At 69.9% G+C, this 19,161-nt stretch carries 22 protein-coding genes and 1 pseudogene; 14 read left to right on the top strand and 9 right to left on the bottom strand.

Features of this window, described 5'->3' with window-relative positions:
• Positions 1-8: 8 nt before the first annotated feature.
• On the top strand, positions 9-575 hold the full coding sequence (locus C6N31_RS19240; protein ID WP_138351490.1) for an isoprenylcysteine carboxyl methyltransferase family protein: 567 nt from the start codon (positions 9-11) through the stop codon (positions 573-575).
• Positions 572-1,585, top strand: coding sequence for an NAD(P)/FAD-dependent oxidoreductase (locus C6N31_RS19235; protein ID WP_138351489.1), 1,014 nt, complete (start codon positions 572-574; stop codon positions 1,583-1,585). Before C6N31_RS19240 ends, C6N31_RS19235 begins: the two co-directional genes overlap by 4 nt.
• Positions 1,586-1,621: 36 nt before the next feature.
• On the opposite strand, the gene C6N31_RS19230 is transcribed toward C6N31_RS19235, so the two are convergent.
• Positions 1,622-3,115: a hypothetical protein gene (locus tag C6N31_RS19230; RefSeq protein WP_138351488.1), complete on the bottom strand. Its 1,494-nt coding sequence runs from the start codon at positions 3,113-3,115 to the stop codon at positions 1,622-1,624.
• Between the two features lie 8 nt (positions 3,116-3,123).
• Positions 3,124-3,390 carry a hypothetical protein gene (locus C6N31_RS19225; RefSeq protein WP_187144724.1) on the bottom strand — a complete coding sequence of 89 codons (267 nt, stop codon included), beginning with the start codon at positions 3,388-3,390 and terminating at the stop codon, positions 3,124-3,126.
• Between the two features lie 357 nt (positions 3,391-3,747).
• Here C6N31_RS19225 and lpdA point away from each other — a divergent pair, with 357 nt between their 5' ends.
• From lpdA to C6N31_RS19200, 5 genes are all read left to right on the top strand, one after another.
• Positions 3,748-5,154, top strand: coding sequence for a dihydrolipoyl dehydrogenase (gene lpdA / locus C6N31_RS19220; protein ID WP_138351487.1), 1,407 nt, complete (start codon positions 3,748-3,750; stop codon positions 5,152-5,154).
• 129 nt (positions 5,155-5,283) lie between these two features.
• On the top strand, positions 5,284-5,673 hold the full coding sequence (locus C6N31_RS19215) for a response regulator (RefSeq protein WP_138351486.1): 390 nt from the start codon (positions 5,284-5,286) through the stop codon (positions 5,671-5,673).
• A gap of 50 nt (positions 5,674-5,723) precedes the next feature.
• Entirely contained in the window at positions 5,724-5,951 is a 228-nt protein-coding gene (locus C6N31_RS19210) for an alpha/beta fold hydrolase (protein WP_198357900.1), read from the top strand.
• A 97-nt stretch (positions 5,952-6,048) separates the two neighbouring features.
• On the top strand, positions 6,049-6,435 hold the full coding sequence (locus tag C6N31_RS19205; RefSeq protein ID WP_198357899.1) for a hypothetical protein: 387 nt from the start codon (positions 6,049-6,051) through the stop codon (positions 6,433-6,435).
• 251 nt (positions 6,436-6,686) lie between these two features.
• The gene (locus tag C6N31_RS19200) at positions 6,687-8,315 is read left to right on the top strand and encodes a GMC oxidoreductase (RefSeq protein WP_381588597.1); all 1,629 of its coding nucleotides are present in this window, start codon (positions 6,687-6,689) and stop codon (positions 8,313-8,315) included.
• 158 nt (positions 8,316-8,473) lie between these two features.
• Here the strand turns inward: C6N31_RS19200 and C6N31_RS19195 are convergent, their stop codons facing one another.
• The 4 genes from C6N31_RS19195 to C6N31_RS19180 all read right to left on the bottom strand — a co-directional run bounded on the left by C6N31_RS19195 (position 8,474) and on the right by C6N31_RS19180 (position 11,339).
• On the bottom strand, positions 8,474-8,953 hold the full coding sequence (locus C6N31_RS19195) for a carboxymuconolactone decarboxylase family protein (protein ID WP_198357898.1): 480 nt from the start codon (positions 8,951-8,953) through the stop codon (positions 8,474-8,476).
• Positions 8,950-10,029: an NAD(P)H-dependent amine dehydrogenase family protein gene (locus tag C6N31_RS19190; RefSeq protein WP_138351482.1), complete on the bottom strand. Its 1,080-nt coding sequence runs from the start codon at positions 10,027-10,029 to the stop codon at positions 8,950-8,952. Before C6N31_RS19190 ends, C6N31_RS19195 begins: the two co-directional genes overlap by 4 nt.
• Before the next feature lie 59 nt (positions 10,030-10,088).
• Positions 10,089-10,793: a hypothetical protein gene (locus C6N31_RS19185; RefSeq protein ID WP_138351481.1), complete on the bottom strand. Its 705-nt coding sequence runs from the start codon at positions 10,791-10,793 to the stop codon at positions 10,089-10,091.
• 72 nt (positions 10,794-10,865) lie between these two features.
• Complete coding sequence (locus C6N31_RS19180) at positions 10,866-11,339, bottom strand: MarR family winged helix-turn-helix transcriptional regulator (RefSeq protein ID WP_138351480.1); 474 nt, start codon at positions 11,337-11,339, stop codon at positions 10,866-10,868.
• Between the two features lie 85 nt (positions 11,340-11,424).
• Here C6N31_RS19180 and C6N31_RS19175 point away from each other — a divergent pair, with 85 nt between their 5' ends.
• Positions 11,425-11,997: an NADPH-dependent FMN reductase gene (locus C6N31_RS19175; protein ID WP_198357897.1), complete on the top strand. Its 573-nt coding sequence runs from the start codon at positions 11,425-11,427 to the stop codon at positions 11,995-11,997.
• Positions 11,998-12,021: 24 nt separating this feature from the next.
• Here the strand turns inward: C6N31_RS19175 and C6N31_RS19170 are convergent.
• A pseudogene (locus C6N31_RS19170) lies at positions 12,022-13,205 on the bottom strand (thiolase family protein).
• A gap of 125 nt (positions 13,206-13,330) precedes the next feature.
• On the opposite strand from C6N31_RS19170, the gene C6N31_RS19165 reads away from it, so the two are divergent.
• The 6 genes from C6N31_RS19165 (at position 13,331) to C6N31_RS19140 (ending at position 17,447) form a co-directional block, all read left to right on the top strand.
• Complete coding sequence (locus tag C6N31_RS19165; protein WP_138351477.1) at positions 13,331-13,780, top strand: winged helix-turn-helix transcriptional regulator; 450 nt, start codon at positions 13,331-13,333, stop codon at positions 13,778-13,780.
• 262 nt (positions 13,781-14,042) lie between these two features.
• Positions 14,043-15,566 carry a chitinase gene (locus C6N31_RS19160; protein ID WP_198357896.1) on the top strand — a complete coding sequence of 508 codons (1,524 nt, stop codon included), beginning with the start codon at positions 14,043-14,045 and terminating at the stop codon, positions 15,564-15,566.
• Between the two features lie 154 nt (positions 15,567-15,720).
• Entirely contained in the window at positions 15,721-16,161 is a 441-nt protein-coding gene (locus C6N31_RS19155; RefSeq protein WP_138351475.1) for a GNAT family N-acetyltransferase, read from the top strand.
• A 121-nt stretch (positions 16,162-16,282) separates the two neighbouring features.
• Entirely contained in the window at positions 16,283-16,495 is a 213-nt protein-coding gene (locus C6N31_RS19150; RefSeq protein ID WP_138351474.1) for a hypothetical protein, read from the top strand.
• 58 nt (positions 16,496-16,553) lie between these two features.
• Positions 16,554-17,135 carry a GNAT family N-acetyltransferase gene (locus C6N31_RS19145; RefSeq protein ID WP_138351473.1) on the top strand — a complete coding sequence of 194 codons (582 nt, stop codon included), beginning with the start codon at positions 16,554-16,556 and terminating at the stop codon, positions 17,133-17,135.
• Positions 17,136-17,201: 66 nt separating this feature from the next.
• On the top strand, positions 17,202-17,447 hold the full coding sequence (locus tag C6N31_RS19140; RefSeq protein ID WP_138351472.1) for a hypothetical protein: 246 nt from the start codon (positions 17,202-17,204) through the stop codon (positions 17,445-17,447).
• 133 nt (positions 17,448-17,580) lie between these two features.
• Here the strand turns inward: C6N31_RS19140 and C6N31_RS19135 are convergent, their stop codons facing one another.
• Both C6N31_RS19135 and C6N31_RS19130 read right to left on the bottom strand, forming a co-directional pair.
• Complete coding sequence (locus tag C6N31_RS19135; RefSeq protein WP_198357895.1) at positions 17,581-18,174, bottom strand: GNAT family N-acetyltransferase; 594 nt, start codon at positions 18,172-18,174, stop codon at positions 17,581-17,583.
• A gap of 125 nt (positions 18,175-18,299) precedes the next feature.
• Complete coding sequence (locus tag C6N31_RS19130) at positions 18,300-19,127, bottom strand: SMP-30/gluconolactonase/LRE family protein (protein WP_232485380.1); 828 nt, start codon at positions 19,125-19,127, stop codon at positions 18,300-18,302.
• Positions 19,128-19,161: the final 34 nt, after the last annotated feature.

The following is a 19,161-nucleotide window of genomic DNA, read 5'->3' as shown; positions in this document are numbered from 1 at the left end:
AGGACTGCATGATCTGGTACGCACTGTTGGTGGCGGCGGTCGCCGCCGAGCGGATCGCCGAACTCGTCGTCGCCCGGCGCAACGAGCGGTGGAGCATGTCCCGCGGCGCGGTCGTGGCAGGACAGGGTCACTACCCGGCCATGGTCGCCCTGCACACCGCGCTCCTCGCGGGGTGCCTGATCGAGGCGGGGCTCGCCGACCGCCCCTTCGTACCCGCCCTGGGATGGCCGATGCTGGCCGTGGTGGTGGCGGCACAAGGCCTTCGGTGGTGGTGCATCAGCACCCTGGGGCCACGCTGGAACACCCGCGTGATCGTCATTCCCGGGATGCCGTTGGTGACCGGCGGGCCCTACCGGTGGCTCGGCCACCCCAACTACGTCGCCGTCGTCGCCGAAGGCCTGGCCCTTCCCCTGGCGCACACCGCCTGGGTCACCGCCGTCGCCTTCACCGTCCTGAACGCCGCGCTGCTCGCCGTGCGGGTCCGCTGCGAGAACGAGGCCCTGGCCGGGGCCGCCGGACCGCGGCCCGAACCGGCCGGAGTGCCGGGATCCGCCGGCCTGGACGCGACGGCGTGATCGACCTCCTGGTGGCCGGTGGAGGGCCCGCGGGGCTGGCCGCCGCCATGCACGCCGCTCTCGCCGGGATGCGCGCCGTCGTCGTGGAGCCCAGGACCGCTCCCGTGGACAAGGCCTGCGGGGAAGGCGTCATGCCGGGCGGTGTCGCCGCCTTGCGGGCGCTGGGCATCGACGTCGCCGGCCGCGAACTGCGCGGTATCCGCTACCTCGACGCCACCCGCCGGGCCGAGGCCGGTTTCCGTGACGGCACCGGGCTCGGGATCCGCCGCACCACCCTCCACGCGGCACTGCACCAACGCGCCCGGGATCTCGGGGTGGAGATGGTGACCGGCAAGGTGTCCGAGGTGCGCCAGTCGGCGGACCAGGTGGTCGCCGCGGGGATGACAGCACGGTGGCTGATCGCCGCCGATGGACTGCACTCCCCCGTGCGCCGCGGCCTGGGGTTGGCCCTTCCGGATCGCGCGGAGGGACGGTACGGGCTGCGCCGGCACTACCGGGTGGAACCGTGGACGGACTTCGTCGAGGTGCACTGGTCCTCGCACGGCGAGGCCTACGTGACGCCGGTCGCCGACGACCTGGTGGGCGTGGCCGTACTGAGCCGGAGCCGGCGCGGTTACGACGACCAGCTCGCCGCCTTTCCCGCGCTGTCCGCGCGGCTTCGGGACGCCGCCGCGACCGCGGTGCGCGGCGCCGGGCCGCTGCGCCAGCGGGTACGCCGCCGGGTCGCCGGCCGGGTTCTGCTCGTCGGCGATGCCGCGGGATACACCGATGCGCTCACCGGCGAGGGCATCGCACTGGGTCTGCAGAGCGCCGAGGCCGCGGTGCGGAGTCTGCTCGGCGGACGGCCGGAAGCGTACGAGGCGGCATGGACGCGGCTGACACGGCGCCACCGCCTCCTGACCGGTGCGCTGCTGACGGCCGGCCGCCACCCGCGCACCGCGCGCCTCGTCGTCCCGGCCGCCTCCCGCCTGCCCGCCGTCTTCTCCGCCGCGGTGCACGTGCTGCGGTAGGTCGCTTCGTCGAAGTCCCGTCCGAACGCCCCTGGCTCACAGCTCCAGAGTGATCGTCCGGATCCCGGCCGCGGGTTCCGCGGACTGCACCAGCCGGGCGAACGCGCCGAGCAGCCGCAGCAGTTCCGCGCCGTAGCCCAGGAGGCCGTCGGTCTGGCTCAACCCGTCGACCAGCAGGACGCTCTCGCGCACGCCGTCCGCACCCACGGAGGACCTGAGGACGCACTCCCAGAACCACATCTTGTCCGCGCTGGTCAGCACCACTGTTTCCACATCCGCGACACCCGTGTGGGCGTACCGCAGATACGGCAGCCGGTTCCCGTCCCGGGTGAGGAACGCCGGCCGGCGCATCGAGTAGACCCTGTTGTTCCGGCGGGAGGCCGCCCGCATCCCGTGGGTCCAGGTGCGTTCTCTGACCACCAGCCAGGTCTGGGCCGCTGCCAGGCAGTCCATCAGCGAATCCCCGTGACCGCGGACGCAGAGCGCGACCGGAAGCGAGGTTCCTGGTCGCAGTGGGACCACGCCGAGGGGCAGGTCCGGATTCCAGGTGGGCCGGAACACGGCCTGGCGATCGGGATCGGAGCGGTCGACGCCGCAGTCCTCCAGATACCCGACGAGGGTCTGCACCGTCCGCGGGCACACGACGCGGCCGCGGTCCGCGATGCGCCACAACAGACAGACCGTGGCGCGGAAGGTGCGCCGGCGGCCCAGCTCCGACTCCTGCGGGAGTTCGATGACGAGTTCGTCGCTGTCCATGCCGGGCAGGCCGCCGACCAGGCGCAGCCGCGCGGCCGGTCCCGGACGGCCGCCGTCCAGGTCCACCGCGCAGAGGCCCTGGTCCGTGCCCGGCCCGGATTCGACCGGCAGCCCGCACGCGTGCAGCAGCGTCACGAGCGGTTCCCGCTCCGTCGCCGGGACGGGGATGCGGACTCCGTCCCGGAACGCGCTCGGCAGCGGCATCACGTAGTCGTCGGCGAACGGTGAGGCGTCGTGGAAGAGCGTCGGCGCCCGCAGCGCCTGCGACTCGACCAGGCCGTCGAGCCGGGGCGGCCCGTCGGTGAGGCGCAGCGGCGGGCCGTCGGAAAGGGTCTGCGCGTGCGCGGAGCGGACCCAGGCGAACAGGTCTGCGTTGACCAGGGCATCCTCCCTGGTCCGGCAGGACGGCACGGCGAGCCGCACGCCGGCCGCCTCCGGAGTGGCCTGGAGCGACCAGTCGCCGGTGAACCCGCCGACCGGGTCGACCGCGCCCAGCACGAACCTGCAGCCGCCCTCGACCCCGCCCTCGACACGGAGCAGGGACCGCAGGCTCTTGCCCGCCACCTCGCCCGTGTTGACCTTGCCGCCCGCCGCGGCCCAGGTGGAGGTGGCGTCCTCGACGTCGATCTGGGTCAGCGTGTGGAGCGCCGCCAGGGTGAGCAGATCGGCCCGGTCGACAGCGGGCCAGTCGGACGGCAGCTTCAGCCAGTTGCCCGTTGGTGCGAGGTCGGCTTCGATGAGTCGCTTGGTGGCCCGCGCGGCGAAGATCCCCATGTCCTCGCCTACCAGTCCTGTGACGGCGACGGCCGGTCGTCCGAGGGCGGATCCGTGGGACGTGGGGCCACGGGCGCCTGTCCTGCGGGGCGGCCCCCGCCCTCCGTCTGCACCGAACGGCCCAGCGCGCTGCCCATCAGATAGAGCAGTGCGGCGACGGGAACCACGAAGACCGCGACCGGGAACGTAAAGGTCCCGGACGTCTGCTGCGCGACGTAGATGCCGTAGCCGAGGAAGAACGCCCCTCCGGCAAAGGACCAGAACCGGTCCGTCATCGATGAGCCCGGTATGAACAACGCGCTGAGGATCAGTAGGACCCCCGAGAGAACCGAGAAAACCTCGTAGGCCCCCCACTGCATGACACGCCCCCTCCCGAGCCCCCCTGGCGCGAACCGCTGTCAGCGAGGCCGGCTGGAGGGCTTGGGGCCAGCGTAGGGTTCAGCGCCGAATGATGTACCACCAATCGGTAAAACCATGGCCAATACGGAGTTAGCGCCCGTCAGCGGGACATCGCGTCCCTGCCCCGGCATCGAACGGCGGGCGCACGGGGGTCCGGGTGGACCCGTGTGAGAGACGGCACGCTTGCCCGGATGCCCGCTCGGACCGGGTCCCGGATGTCTAGGGTGTGGATCATGAGTACACACTTTGACGTCGTGGTCCTCGGCGCCGGCCCGGGCGGATACACCGCCGCCGTCCGCGCGACCCAGCTCGGACTGCGCGCGGCGGTCATCGAGGAGAAGTACTGGGGCGGGGTGTGCCTGAACGTCGGTTGTATCCCGTCGAAGGCGCTGCTGCGCAACGCCGAACTGGCGCACATCTTCACCCATGAGGCGAAGACCTTCGGCATCAAGGTCGAGGGCAAGGTCAGCTTCGACTACCGGGAGGCGTACCTGCGCAGCCGGAAGGTCGCCGACGGCCGCGTCGCGGGCGTGCACTATCTGATGAAGAAGAACGGCATCACCGAGTACGACGGGCGGGGCACCTTCGTCGACGACCACACGCTGCAGGTGGCGCTGCGGGCGGGTGGGACCGAGACGGTGACGTTCGATCACTGCGTCGTCGCGGCCGGGGCCACGACGCGACTGCTGCCGGGCACCTCGCTGAGCGACCGGGTCGTGACCTACGAGGAGCAGATCCTCACCGACACGCTGCCGGAGAGCATCGTCATCGCCGGGGCCGGCGCGATCGGCGTCGAGTTCGCGTATGTGCTGCACAACTACGGGGTGAAGGTCACGATCGTCGAGTTCCTCGACCGGGTCGTGCCGCTGGAGGACGCCGAGATCTCCGCCGAGCTCGCCAAGCGCTACCGGCGGCTGGGCATCGAGATCCTGACGTCCACCCGTGTCGAGTCCATCGACGACAGCGACCCGGCGGCCAAGGTGCGGGTCACCGTCACCCGCGACGGGCAGCAGCAGATCCTGGAGGCCGACAAGGTCCTGCAGGCGATCGGCTTCGCGCCGCGCGTCACCGGCTACGGCCTGGAGGCCACCGGTGTACGGCTGACCGAGCGCGGCGCGATCGACGTGGACGCCCGCGGCCGCACGAACGTGCCGCACATCTTCGCGATCGGCGACGTCACCGCGAAGCTGATGCTGGCGCACGCGGCGGAGTCGATGGCGGTGATCGCGGTCGAGACCATCGCCGGCGCCGAGACCATGGAACTCGACTTCACCATGATTCCGCGGGCCACCTACTGCCAGCCGCAGATCGCCAGCTTCGGCTGGACCGAGGCCCAGGCCCGGGAGAAGGGCTTCGACGTCAACGTGGTGAAGTTCCCCTTCACCGCGAACGGCAAGGCCCACGGTCTCGGCGACCCGGTCGGCTTCGTGAAGGTGATCAGCGACCGGACGCACGGCGAGCTGCTCGGCGCGCACCTGATCGGTCCCGAAGTCACCGAGCTGCTGCCGGAGCTGACCTTGGCGCAGCAGTGGGATCTCACGGTCCACGAGGTGGCGCGCAACGTGCACGCCCACCCGACGCTGGGCGAGGCGGTCAAGGAGGCCATCCACGGCCTGGCAGGGCACATGATCAACTTCTGATCGCGGCGGTCGCGGAGGGTCCGGCAGGGCGGGCCGGGCTTCCGCGACACCCGGTCAGCCGCGGCCGAACGGCGTAGCGCGGCTCCACTCCGCGCGCTTCGCCGCCGGGTGGCGCACGATGAGATCGTGATGACGGTACTGCTCATGGAGCACGACAGCGACACGTCCAGCGACATGCGCTCTGCGATCCACGCCAACCGGCACTTCCGCGTCATCGCGCACGGGACGGACGACGCCACCGTGCTGGCGCTGGCACGGACCCTGCTGACCGACGTCGTGATCATCGACGCCCGGCTCGACGGCATCGACCCGCTCGCCCTGTGCCAGGAGCTCCGCGCCCTGAGCCCGCCACCGGCGGTCGTGATCGTCGCCGCCCATCTCACCGGCGCCGAACCCGCCCACCACCTTGCCGCGAAGGGTTCCGTCCATCTGCTGCGCGGCTCCGAGCCGTCCGACGTCGTGAACGCCCTGCGGGCGATCGGCGTCCGCCGGAGCAACTGCGATCCCGACGCTCTGTAGACCCCGGCAACCACTTGCCGCGGGCGTCACGGGGCGATGAGGATGGGGCCATGCCCACTTTCATCGCCGCGTCGGACGCGAGGGTCCTGCTCCTCGCAGGCGAACGGGACAGCGGTCCGCTCCCCCGTGTCGCCGCGGACATCGCGGAGTTGTTCCCCCGGGCCGAAGTGGCCGTCCAACCGGCCGCCGGCCACTTCCCCTTGCTGGACGACCCGCAGCGCTTCACGTCGACCGTCGAAACGTTCCTGGCCCAGGGGCGTGTCGCGCCGACCCGCTGAACACGATCGTGGGGCCGTCGGCGCCGGTGACCGTGTATGCGACGGTCCCGGCGGACCGTTCGATCGTCTTCACGCCGGCCGGTGCGACGTAGCGACCGTGGCGGGTTCCTTGATCACCTCGGCACCGCCGGTCATGATCACGCGGCCGCCGTTGCTCCCCGGACAGTGCCAGGCGGCACACTCCGTACCGCCGCTGACGAAGCGGACCTTCTCCCACTCCGCGGACATCTCCATCGGCGAACGCCTTCGCGATCCGCTGTTCCCGCAGTTGGACGATCGCCTGGACGAGCAGGTCGTCGGCTCCGTCGAAGTGGTGGAGCAGCACCTTGTGGGTGGCCCCGGCCGCTCGCGCGGCACGGCGCAGCGAGAAGTCCACGAGTCCGTTGACCGCGAGGTCCTCGGTGACGCTGTCGAGCAGTTCCTGGCGTCTGGCCTCGCCGCGCGGCGAGCCCGCCGATCGCCGGTAGCCCGTTCGTTCCGGTGAGCCGTCGTCAGCAGTGGCGTTCACAGCGACAGTTTCCACGATCTCCGGCGGCCGCAGCGGTCCGCGGCACCGGCCGCCGGGCACGGCGGCAGCTTCCGATTACGCAGTGGACGCGCGCCGCCGACCCCAAGTCACAGCTGGGTGATCGGCGAGAAGTTACCAATAAGTATGGCGTGACTTCACAAGCTGGTAACAGTAGAACTTGTTCCCATTCGACCGAGAGTGAGGAACGTCACATGAGCGACTCTACCATGCGCGGTAACGGTTCTGGGGGCGTTTCACGCCGTCGGTTCATCGCAGGAACAGGTTCTATTCTGGGAGCCGTGACGCTCTCCGCGCGCGTCACCGCAGCCCAGGCAGCTGCCGCCCCCGCGGCTGCCGTGATCGACAACGGCGCCCACGTTCCGGTTCTGGTGATCGGGACCGGCTACGGCGGCTCCGTAGCCGCCCTACGTCTCGCGCAGGCGGGCGTCAACGTACAGATGGTCGAGATGGGCATGGCCTGGGACACGCCAGGCTCGGACGGCAAGATCTTCTGCAACACGACCTCGCCGGACAACCGCTCCTACTGGCTGCGCACCAAGACCAAACAGCCCCTCAGCAACTTCTTCGGCATTCCGATCGACAAGAGCATCCCCCGCTACACCGGGATCCTGGACGCCGAGGACTTCAGCGGCATCACCGTCTACCAGGGCCGCGGCGTCGGCGGCGGTTCGCTGGTCAACGGCGGTATGGCCGTCACCCCGAAGCGCGAGAACTTCGGCGCCATCCTCCCGTCCGTGAACGCCGACGAGATGTACAACACCTACTACCCGCGCGCCAACGCCGGGCTCGGCGTCGGCACCATCGACCCGGCCTGGTTCGACACGACCGACTGCTACCAGTACGCCCGGGTCGGCCGCAAGCAGGCCCAGCGCTCCGGCTTCCCGTTCGTCTTCGTGCCGGACGTATACGACTGGGACTACATGAAGCAGGAGGCGGCGGGCACCGCGACCAAGTCGGCGCTGGTGGGCGAGATCCTGTACGGCAACAACTACGGCAAGAAGTCGCTCCAGAAGACGTACATCGCACAGATCAAGGCGACCGGCAAGGTCACCATCTCGCCACTGCACAAGGTCACCTCGGTCTCCCCGGCCTCCGGCGGCGGTTACACGGTCCTCATCGACCAGATCAACACCAACGGCGACACCACCGTCACCAAGACCGTGACAGCGGACAAGGTGTTCTTCGCGGCGGGCAGCGTCGGCACCAGCAAGCTGCTGACCAAGCTGAAGGCCACCGGCGCACTGCCCAACCTCAACAGCGAGATCGGCAAGGGCTGGGGCGACAACGGCAACGTGATGTGCGGCCGGGCCAACCACATCTGGGACCCGACCGGCTCGCTCCAGGCGACCATCCCCTGCGGAGGCATCGACAACTGGGCCGCCGGCGGCGCGTTCGCCGAGGTCGCGCCGCTGCCCACCGGGATCGAGACGTTCGCGTCGTTCTATCTGTCGATCACCAAGAACCCGAACCGCGGCACGTTCACCTGGAACGCCGGCGCCAACCGGGTCGACCTGGACTGGCAGACCGCCTGGAAGCAGCCGTCCATCGACATGGCCAAGACGATCTTCGACAAGATCAACGCGAAAGAGGGGACGATCTACCGGACCGACCTGTTCGGCGTCTACAAGATCTGGAACGACACCCTCACGTACCACCCGCTCGGCGGCGCGGTGCTGAACAAGGCCACCGACAACTACGGCCGGCTGTACGGCTACTCCGGCCTGTACGTCATCGACGGCGCGCTGATCCCCGGCAACACCAGCGTCAACCCGTTCGTCACCATCACGGCACTCGCCGAACGCAATATCGAGAAGATCATCGCCACCGACCTGTAGGTCCAGTGGCGACAGCCTGATGCGCCGGCCTGATGCGACCGGCCGGCGCGACGGCCAACTGCGGCGGCCGACCTCGTAGGAGACGACGGAAGGTGCCTCCTACGGGGGGAGCCCGAACCCGGGGCCCGGCCGGTCGTACCGGGCGGCCCCGGAACACCTCAACCCGTGGGCAGCACGCACACCGCGTCGAGGCCCAGTACGTGGTTGAGCCGGCCGAACGCCAGCCAGGAGCCGATGCTCATGCTCAGCTCCACGATCTCGACCTGGGTGTAGTGCGCGGTCATCCGGTCCCAGAACTCGTCGTCGAGGCCGTGGTGGTCCAGGGCGTAGCGCTCGGCGTACTCGGATGCGAGGCGGGTGCGGTCGTCGAACGCGTCGGTGGTGCGCCATTCGGTGACCGCGTCGGGGAACTCCTCCTCGACCTTCTCGCCGTCCCGGTCGGTGCGCCAGTCGAGGCAGAACAGGCACCCGTTGATCTGCGCGATCCGCAGCCTGGCGGCCTCGAACTCGCGCAGTCCCAGGGTCGTGTGGGCGTACACCGACAGCGAGAAGTTCGCGGCGGCCATCCCGATGCCGGGGACCATGTCGCCCCACACGTACCCGATCGGCTCCTGGCCCTCGGGGATGTCGATGTTCATCGTTGCTTCCTTCCGAGTTTGCCGACTGCGGGACGCAGCGGGACGTCGAGTGCGTCGTAGAGTCCGGGCTCCGCGTCCACGAGCCAGTCGATGGCGCCCACCAGCCGGCCGACCGCGGTGGCGTTCCCGCCCGCGGACCGGTTCTCGCCCTCGTCACTTGCCTCGATGGTGACCTCGATACGCGGCCGGCCCTCGATGATCACCCGGTGTGCGCCGGTGCCGTCGGGCGGCGTCGGCCAGTCCGGTGCGCAGGACGGGTGGATACGGGTGACGTGCTCGATGACGATGCGGGCCTCGCCCTCGACGATGCCCTGTACCTCGAACCGCACCGCGCCCTGGGTGCCGGCTTCGAACTCGCCCATCGTCCTGGTGGTCACGGTGGTCTCGAGCGGCCGCCGGGCCATCGTCTCGCGGATCTCGTCGAGTTCGACGCCGAGCGCCCGGGCCATCATCCGTATCTGACCGCCCCACACCATGGTGGGGATCGTCTCCATCAGCATCAGCGGCTCGTAGTCCATCGGCTGGCCCATGCCGACGAGGTACCGGACGGATTCCGGCTGCTCGTAGGTGGAGTAGTCGAAGATCTCCTGACAGCGGATCACATCGACGGTGGTGCCGAGTCCACTGATCAACAGGGGCAGTACGTCGTTGCCCCAGCCCGGGTCGACCCCGGAGGCGAACAGCGAGCCGCCGCCCTCCGCGATGGCGGCCAGCACCGGTTCGCGGAACTCCGCCGGGGCGTTGCGGTGGTCGTAGAGCGGGTACAGCGCTGGGCTGACGACCACGGCCCCGGCCCGGAGCGCCCTGACGATGTCGGCGAGTGCCTCGTCGGGACGGATGTCACCGGATGCCGCGTACACCACTGCTCGGGGACCGGCGGCCAGCACCGCGTCGATGTCATCGGTCGCCGCGACACCCAACGGGTAGTCGAGCCCGCTGAGATCGCCCGCGTCACGGCCGACCTTCTCGGGGTTGTGGACAAGCACGTTCACGAGTTTCAGCGCCGGGTGAGCCTCGACGGCACGGACGGCAGCGCGCCCGACATTTCCGGTGCCCCAGACAACCGTGGAAATCATGCGGCGGAGGGTAGCAAGGGCCATCAACAGTTCATAGGGTCACGCGATCCCGGCCGTGATCAGTACTCCTGCGGCGGCGGCCTGCGGTGCGCGCCCTCCGGGGTGAAGGTGAACGTGTCGGAAAACGGGCCGTCGCCACCGTCGGCGCGGCGCACCGCCATCACGACGGGCTGGCCGTACATCGGCGCACCCCCCGGCGGGTTTCCCGGCCGGGTCCCGTTCCAGAGGTGGAAGAAGACCATCGGATCCCCGGGGCGCTCGGTGGCGTAGCCCAGCGTCTTCGGGAACTGCGGATTCGTACCGCCGATGAGCAGCGAGGGCGGCCCGAACGACTCGACCACATCGGTGAACCACTTGTTCTCCGAGCACCAGCCGGGCACCTCGCCGAGCAGCGCCTGGTACTCCTCGGGCGTGAGCGCCCGGTCCAGCTCCAGCCAGCCGTTGCGATGGGCGAACTCGGCGTAGACGGAGGCCGCGGCCTTCTGGTCGCGGTGGTCCGGCAGCATAAGGGCGAATCCGCCGATGACACCGGTTGCCTGGAACGCCCCACTCGCCCGCAGCGCCTCGTTCTCATCCCCCCAGGCCTGTTCGCGGTTGTCCACGAAGGCCAGGTGATCGATGAGGGTCCGCAGGGCGATCTCCCCGCCGAACATCTCCGGCCGGGGCAGGGCGGCGTTCAGCCGTCCGACCAGGTACGCGCGGATCTCTTCCCCGGAGCGCGGGGCCGTGATCGTGGCACCGGTGGTGGCATCGGTTGGCTTCATGTCCGAAGTTTCCCAGATGAACGGGGTGCGTGATCACGGCGACGTGCCCGGGGGTCGGACAGGCATGGGCCGTCAGCCGTCGTCCCCGGTGGGGGCGAGCCGGTTCACGACGCGTTCTCCGATACCGGCGAACGCGTCGATCTGCTCGGGGTCCAGCAGATCGATGAAGTGTCTGCGCACGGACTCCACATGCAACGGCGCGGCCTGGTCGAGCGTCAGCAAGCCGTCCTCGGTCAGCGCGACGATCGCGCCGCGGCCGTCGGTGTCGCATTCCTCGCGCACCACCAGACCCCGCTTCTCCATCCGCGCCAGATGGTGCGAGAGACGGCTGCGCGACCAGAGCATGTGGTCGGCGAGGTCGCTGATCCGCCGCCGGTGGCGGGGGCCGGCGCCGAGGGAGGACAGCACGTCGTAGTCGGGCTCCGAGAGGCCGCTGTCCTGCCCGAGATCACGAGCGAGCTGGGCGTTGAGCAGCAGGAACATCCTTCGGTACGCCTGCCATGCCCGTTGTTCACGGTCGGTCAGCCAGCGGGGTTCCTCGGTCATCGCCCCAGCCTACCGGGCCATGGTTGACGTGTCATCTACTTGTCTCTAGCGTTATGCGTGACACGTCAACTACTTGGGAGGCACCGTGACCCGGCTGCACATCATCTCCGCCAGTACCCGACCCACCTCCTCGGGCCGCGCCCTCGCCCGCTGGGTCACCGAACTCGCCACCGCCCAGGGCCCGTTCGACTCCACCCTGATCGACCTGGCCGAGGTCGCCCTGCCGTTCCTGGACGAACCCGGCCTGCCGTCCGACGGTCACTACGTGCACCAGCACACCAAGGACTGGAGCGCGGTGATCGGCGCCGCCGAGTGCTTCGTCTTCGTCTTGCCGATGTACAACGGCGGCTTCACCGCTCCCCTCAAGAACGCCATCGACTCCCTCTACCAGGAGTGGCAGGGCAAACCGGTGGGACTCATCAGCTACAGCACTGGAGCGTCGGGCGGCGCCCCGGCCGTCGAGATGATCCGGCCGGTCCTCTCACGTGTGGGCCTCCGCCCCGCCGCGCACACGCTCTCGATCCCGGCCATCGAGGACCACCTCGACGAAGCGGGCCACTTCCGGGCCGCTCCCGGCCTCACGGGCGAGGCGCGGGCGGTCCTGGCCGGGGTGGCGCGGCTGGTCGGCCCGCAGAAACGGGAACACGCGGTGGCCTGAGCCGCTCCCATCACGGACCACTGACTACTGGAGCGACTCCAGAATGGTGGCGTTGGCGAGTCCGCCGGCCTCGCACATCGTCTGCAGGGCGTACCGCGCGCCGCGCTGTCCCATGGCGTTGACGAGCGTGGTCATGAGTCGGGTGCCGCTGGCGCCGAGCGGGTGGCCGAGTGCGATGGCGCCACCGTTGACGTTCACCTTGGCGGGGTCGGCTCCGGTCTCCTGGAGCCAGGCCAGGACCACACTCGCGAAGGCCTCGTTGACCTCGAACAGATCGATGTCGTCCAGTCCGAGTCCGGCCCGGCGCAGCACTTTCTCTGTGGCGGGGACGACTCCGGTCAGCATCATGAGCGGGTCCGAGCCCGTGACGGCGAAACTGTGCAGCCGGGCCTTGGGCCGCAGCCCCAGCTTGGCGGCCGTTTCGCTGGACGTGATCAGGACGGCGGAGGCGCCGTCGTTGACCGGGCTGCTGTTTCCGGCCGTCACCGACCAGTTGATCTGCGGGTACCGCTCGGCGAAGGCGGGGTCGGCGAACGACGGGCGGAGGCCGGCGAGCACCTCCGGCGTGGTGCCGGGACGGACGGATTCGTCGGTGTCGACCACACCGGCATCCGTGGTCACGGGGGCGATTTCGGCGACGAAGCGACCGTCCGCGTGGGCGGCGGCCGCGCGGCGGTGGGACGTGGTGGCGAAGTCGTCCATCCGATCGCGGGTGATGGACCACTTGGCGGCGATCAGCTCGGCGCTGATGCCCTGCGGGACGAGCCCGTCGGGGTAGCGGGCCGCGATCCCCGGGCCGAACGGGTCGGCGCCCGCCGGGACGTTGGACCACATCGGCACCCGGCTCATCGACTCGACGCCACACGCCACGACCAGGTCGTAGGCCCCGGCGATGACTCCCTGGGCCGCGAAGTGGACGGCCTGCTGCGAGGAGCCGCACTGACGGTCCACCGTGGTCGCCGGCACGGAGTCCGGGAACCGGCCGACAGCCAGGCGTAACGAGTGGTGTTCATGGCCTGCTCACCCACCTGGTCGACACAGCCGCCGACCACGTCGTCGACGAGCGCCGGATCCATGCCGGCCCGGTCGATGAGGGTGCGCAGGGTGTGGGCGAGCAGCTCGACCGGGTGCACGCCGGCGAGCGTGCCCGTCGGCCGGCCCTTTCCGATCGGGGTACGGACGGCTTCGACGATGACGGCGTCGCGCATGGCGGTCGCCTCCTCAACTCTCGAAAGCTCTCGCAGCTCTCGAACGCGATCAGTAAGTTGGAAAACTGGATTCACCATAGCGCCGTAGGTTGGATATGCAAACCCACCTGGTCTACGGTGGAGGTATGACCACATCGCGCCCCTGCTCGATCGCCGACGCGCTCGGCATGATCGGCGAGAAGTACTCCCTGCTGGTGCTGCGCGAGGTCTTCTTCGGCGTCCGGCGCTTCGATGCCATCGCGCGTAACACCGGAGCCCCGCGCGACATCCTCGCCGCCCGGCTGCGCCGCTTGGTGGAGGTGGGAGTCCTGGAGAAGAGCCTCTACAACGAGCGGCCGCCCCGGTTCGAGTACGTCGCGACCGCGGCCGGCCGCGACCTGCGCCCGGTGCTCCTCATGCTGATGCACTGGGGCGACCAGCATCTGACGGATCTGCCGCCGACCGTCTTCGAGCACTCCTGCGGCGCCGACCTCGATCCCGCCGTCGTCTGCCGCGACTGCGGCGAGGAGGTCCGCAGCACGGACCTCACTGCCCGGTTCCAGGTCCCGGGCTGGAGCACCGAGGGCGCAGCCTGATCCACACCCCGTACGGGCCGGCTTCCGCGACCGCGGGGGCCGGCCCGTGCACGTACTGTTCCGGCCAACGTGCGGCGGCGTCCGGGCGTGGTCCACTGCGCTGAGCGCCCGCTGGACTGGCGGGAGGCGAGCCCATCCGGGTATTGGTCTAGTCCTATCTTGGTCCAGACCATTGACATGCTACCTGCTCAAGGGGTCCCATACTCAAAGCCGCCCCGCACCAAGGGAATTGGCGGCCACCCCCCTCACAGCTTGGACAAGCATGAGAAGCATGCGCTCCCTCCGCGCGGTCCTCACCGCGACCGTCACCGCTGTGGCCGCCGTTGGCCTGGCCGCGCTCAGCGGCGGCACGGCTCAGGCGGCCACCCCCCTGCCGGCCCACGTCTTCGCCCCCTACTTCGAGGCATGGACCGGCGAGAGCCCCGCCGCCCTGGCCGCCCAGTCCGGTGCGAAGCACCTGACGATGGCGTTCATCCAGGCGGCGACCAAGGGCTCCTGCACGGTGTACTGGAACGGCGACAGCGGGATGCCGATCGCCGCCGCCAACTTCGGCGCCGACATCAAGACCATTCAGGGCAGGGGCGGGGACGTCATCCCCTCGTTCGGCGGCTACACCGCGGACAGCACCGGCACCGAGATCGCCGACAGCTGTACCGACGTCAACCAGATCGCCGCCGCGTACGAGAAGGTCATCACGACCTACGACATCTCGCGGCTCGACATGGACGTCGAGGTCGACTCGCTGGACAACACCGCGGGCATCGACCGGCGGAACAAGGCCATCAAGCTCGTCCAGGACTGGGCGGCGGCCAACGGCCGCAAGGTCGAGGTCTCCTACACGCTCCCGACGACCACCAGCGGCCTCGGCGCGACCGGGCTCGCGGTGCTGCAGAACGCCGTCGCCAACGGCGCGCGGGTCGACGTCGCGAACCTCATGACGTTCGACTACTACGACAACGCCACCCACAACATGGCGAACGACACCCAGACCGCCGCAACGGGCCTGTACAACCAGCTCGGGCAGCTCTATCCCGGTAAGACCTCCGCCCAGCGCTGGGCCATGGTCGGCATCACCGAGATGCCGGGCGTCGACGACTTCGGGCCGGCCGAGACCTTCACGGTGGCCAACGCCACCCAGGTCTACAATTGGGCGGTCTCCAAGGGCGTCAACACCCTCTCGTTCTGGGCACTGCAGCGTGACAACGGCGGCTGCCCGGGCGGCGCGGCCGCCGACAACTGCTCCGGTATCCAGCAGAACACCTGGGACTTCACCCACATCTTCGCGCCCTTCACCAGCGGAACCACGACCCCGACCAACGACTTCTCGGTGACGGCCACCCCCGCCTCCGGGTCCGTGGTCGCGGGCAGCTCGGCCACCAGCAGCGTGAAGACCGCGGTGACGGCGGGCCAGGCGCAGACGGTCGGCCTCACCGTCAGCGGAGCCCCCGCAGGCGTCACCGCCTCGCTGAGTCCCACCTCGGTGACGGCGGGCGGCTCCTCGACGCTCACCCTCGCCACGACCGCGGCGACCGTATCGGGTTCCTACACCATCAGCGTCACCGGCTCGGGTACCTCCGGCAGCCACACGGCGACCTACACCCTGACCGTCACCGGCGGGACGGGCCACCAGTGCACCGCCGCCGCCTGGGCGAGCGGCGCCGTGTACACCAACGGCATGCAGGTCTCCCACAAGGGCCACACCTGGAAGGCCAAGTGGTGGACCACGGGCGAGGAGCCCGGCACCACCGGTGAGTGGGGCGTCTGGCAGGACCTCGGCGCCTGCTGACCCGACCCTGAGCCACCCACTCCCACGCGGTGCTGCCCGGCGGATGTCACATCCCGCCGGGCAGCACCGCGTCCGCGTCCCCGGAGCTCAACCCTTCCGGCCCCGAGGCCCGTTATCGGTTGACGCCCGGCGACGCGTGCGATTCTCTGTTCCGATGCCCAACCTCCGCATCGAGCAGGTCGACGGCGAGGCCGCCGTCAAGGACTGGCAGCACGTCCACAACCTGATCATCCCGACCGACCCCCTGTCCCTCGACGACGTGCGCGAACGCGTGCGGCGCAACCGGTTGGACGTCGCGTATCTCGGCGACGTTCTGGTGGGTTGCTCGACGGTGCGCCCGCCCACGGACGACACCTCGACGGCCACGTTGATCGCCCGGGTGCTGCCCGCTCACCGCGGGCAGGGGTTCGGCGGCGAGATCTATGCGGAGGGGCTGGCACAAGCGCGGAAGCTGGGCGCCGAGGTGATCGAGACGATCGTCCTGGCATCCAACACGGACGGGCTGCGGTTCGCGCTGGCGCACGGATTCGTCGAATTCGAGAGGTACGTGCTGCCGGGCGACACCATCGCCTACATCACGCTGCGGCTGGCCTGAGCAGGCGTCAATGCTTTCGGGCGCACGGCCCGGCTTCGGCGGAGTGGTCCGTTCCGGCCCGGGCAACCGGCTCCGTTCACGCCACCGAGCGCCGTCGACGGAGTCGGCCTACAACAGAGACATGAGGACAGACGAGCTTCCCGACGGATACGGCAACGTCAGCATCGAGGCGGCCGACGAAGCGACGGTCTCCGCGATCGAGGAACTGCTGCGCCTGCACTTCCGTGCGGGTCCCGCGGTGCGTTACAGCGAGTACCACGCCATCTCGGTCCCCCACCGCGCGGTGCACCACCTCACGCTGACGCTCGACACCCGGCTCTCCACGCAGCCGTGACCGGATCCCGGGTCATGCCGGGGCTTGCGCCGGCGCGGTGTGTGAACAGAATCAGCAGGTGCAGATCCTGTCGTTCCCCGAAGAGGCCACTCCGTCCGAGCTGCGGGTCCAGGTGCTGGAGATCCAGCACCAGGCATGGCCGCCCGGGAAGGGCCGGCCGGTCCCTGACGAGGCGCCGACCCATGATCCGGCGCTTCGTCCGCTGTCGATGCTCCTCGTGGAGGACGGCACGGTGTTGTCCGCGCTGGACATCCTGTCCAAGGAGATCGTCCACGCCGGGCGGCGCTATGCCGTGGGCGGGCTGAGCACCGTGGTGACGCGCCAGGACACACGTGGTCACGGATATGGCCGACAGCTGGTGGCCGCCGCCCGGGAGGCGATGCCCGCACGAGACCTGGACCTGGGGTTGTTCACCTGCGACCGGCCGCTCCAGACGTTCTACGAGAGCGCCGGCTGGCAGCTGCTTCCCGGGGCCGTGCTCATCGGGGGAACGCCGCAGACTCCCTTTCCGAGCGACCAGCCGGGCTTCGGCAAGGTCACCATGGCGGACTTCTTCTCCACCGCGGGACGCGAGGGGCGGGAGGCGTTCGCCCACGCCCGTATCGAGCTGTATCCGGGCGAGATCGACAAGCTCTGGTGACGATCCCCCGGATCGGCCGGAGGCACGCATGCGGGCTATGCGGCACATCAGGCGCACACTGGAACCATGCCCCTACCCGCAACGCACCAATGCCGTACCTGTTCCACCGACGCCACCGACGGAGCGACGCTGCACGAGGACCTCGTCGTGGGCGCTCCCCTGTCCATGGAAGCACTCGACGAGGCACAGCGCCTGGACCGGTTCGCCCGCAAGTACGCCCATGACGGCTGCCGGGTGACGGAAGTCCGCCAGGTCCCTTCCAGTAGCACCAGCGGCTACGCATGGTCCGTCCGCTTCCTCGATCAGGCCTGAGAAAGCCTCCGGCCCACCCCGGACCGGTCGACTCCGTACCCGGTCCATCCCGAACCCGGTCCTCCTCGTACCCGGTCCACCCCGTACCGGCCCGGCCTTCGCACGGTCCGGCCGGTGGCGCGGGTTTTCGACGTCATGACGGCTGCCGGGCCTGCCGGACACGGGCGTGAAGATGCATGTCATGCCCACCGTCGGCGTGCAGCGCCGCTCCGCGACGGGTTCCCTCCTCCTCGAAACCGGCCTTGACCGCCACCCGGCATGACGCCTGATTGGCGGTCGAGTGTTCCAGCTCGATGCGGTGGAACCCGCCCTCCCCCAGCGCCCAACGCGTCAGCGCCGTGACCGCGCGAGGGCACAATCCATGACCGCGTGCCGACGGCACCGTCCAGTAGGCGAGTTCGGCCTTGCCGTCCGCCAAGGACAGGGACTTCAGGGCCATACGGCCCAGCAGCGCGTCACTCGCGGCATCGACGATCGCCCAGTGCCCTTCCGTCTCGTCCCGCCAACCGCTCCGCCACCCTCTGATCCACTCCCGCGCCTCGTCCACGGAATCCGCTCTCCGCACATGCCAGCGCTGGATCGCCGGATCCTGGAACGCCTCCCGCACGGCCTCGGCGTCGGACAGCAGCCAGGGGCGGAGCGACGCATCGGCTCCGACCGGCAGAACAGGCTGGCCGGAGGCGGCGAGAGCACCGGTGGATATCGCGGGAGCGACCAGGAAGGGCATGGGCGGCATCCTTCCAGCGCCGTGCGCGGTGCACAGGACCCGGCGCCGAATCCACCGAAGGCGCAGCCACCGAATCGGCGGAGATCCCTCAGCAGGCCCTTGCGATCCGCCGCCCGGTCACGGCATCACGGCCGGCCCGCCCCCGGTACCCCGACCTCGATGCTCAGCACCTGACCGCTGCCGGGAGCCACCAGTTCTGACATGCCCCGCCACTCCGCCGCCACCACGAACAGCGTCGTCCCGTCCTGTCCGCCGAGCGCGCAGGCGAAGCCGCCGCGGTCCAGCTCGACGACCTGCAGCACCTCACCGCCTTCGGCGACGCGTACGCACCGCTTGTTGGGCACGTCGGCGTACCAGACCGCGCCCTCGGCGTCGGTGCAGATGCCGTCGGGGGTGCCCTCGCCGAGGTCGGCCCAGACGCGCCGGCCGGACAGCCCGCCGTCGGCGCCGATGGCGAAGGCCACCAGGCTGTGCCGGTACGAGTCCGCGACGATCAGGGTGGAGTTGTCGGGGGTCACCGCCATCCCGTTGGGGAACAGGATGTCGTCGGCCACCTGGCGCACCGATCCGTCCGCCGCCGCCAGATATACGAATCCGGGCCTGACCGCCTCGCCGGCCATCGGGTCGAAGCCGGCGCGGTTGACGTAGGCGTTGCCGCGGCCGTCCACCACGATGTCGTTCCATCCCGGCATGCCCAGTTCCGCGTGGACGACCAGCGACTCATCACGCTCCCGGCGCAGCAGCCGTCCGTCGAGGGACGAGACGATCACCAGCCGGCCGTCCGGGAGCCAGTCCGTACACAGCGGCAGCGACTTCACCCGGGCGATCACCTCGCTGCGGCCCTGGAGGTCCACGGCGACGACCTCGCCCGCGGACCAGTCGGAGAAGTACAACCGGTCACCGTGCCAGCGCGGCGACTCGAGCAGCCCCCGCCCGGAAAGCAACGTCCGCATCTCGTTCATCCGTCTCACAGCCCTTCTGCCGCGC

Origin of the sequence: Streptomyces fildesensis, assembly GCF_016107395.1 — a bacterium.
Taxonomy (GTDB): Bacteria; Actinomycetota; Actinomycetes; order Streptomycetales; family Streptomycetaceae; genus Actinacidiphila; species Actinacidiphila fildesensis.
This window is presented reverse-complemented; position numbering and strand designations above follow the sequence as displayed.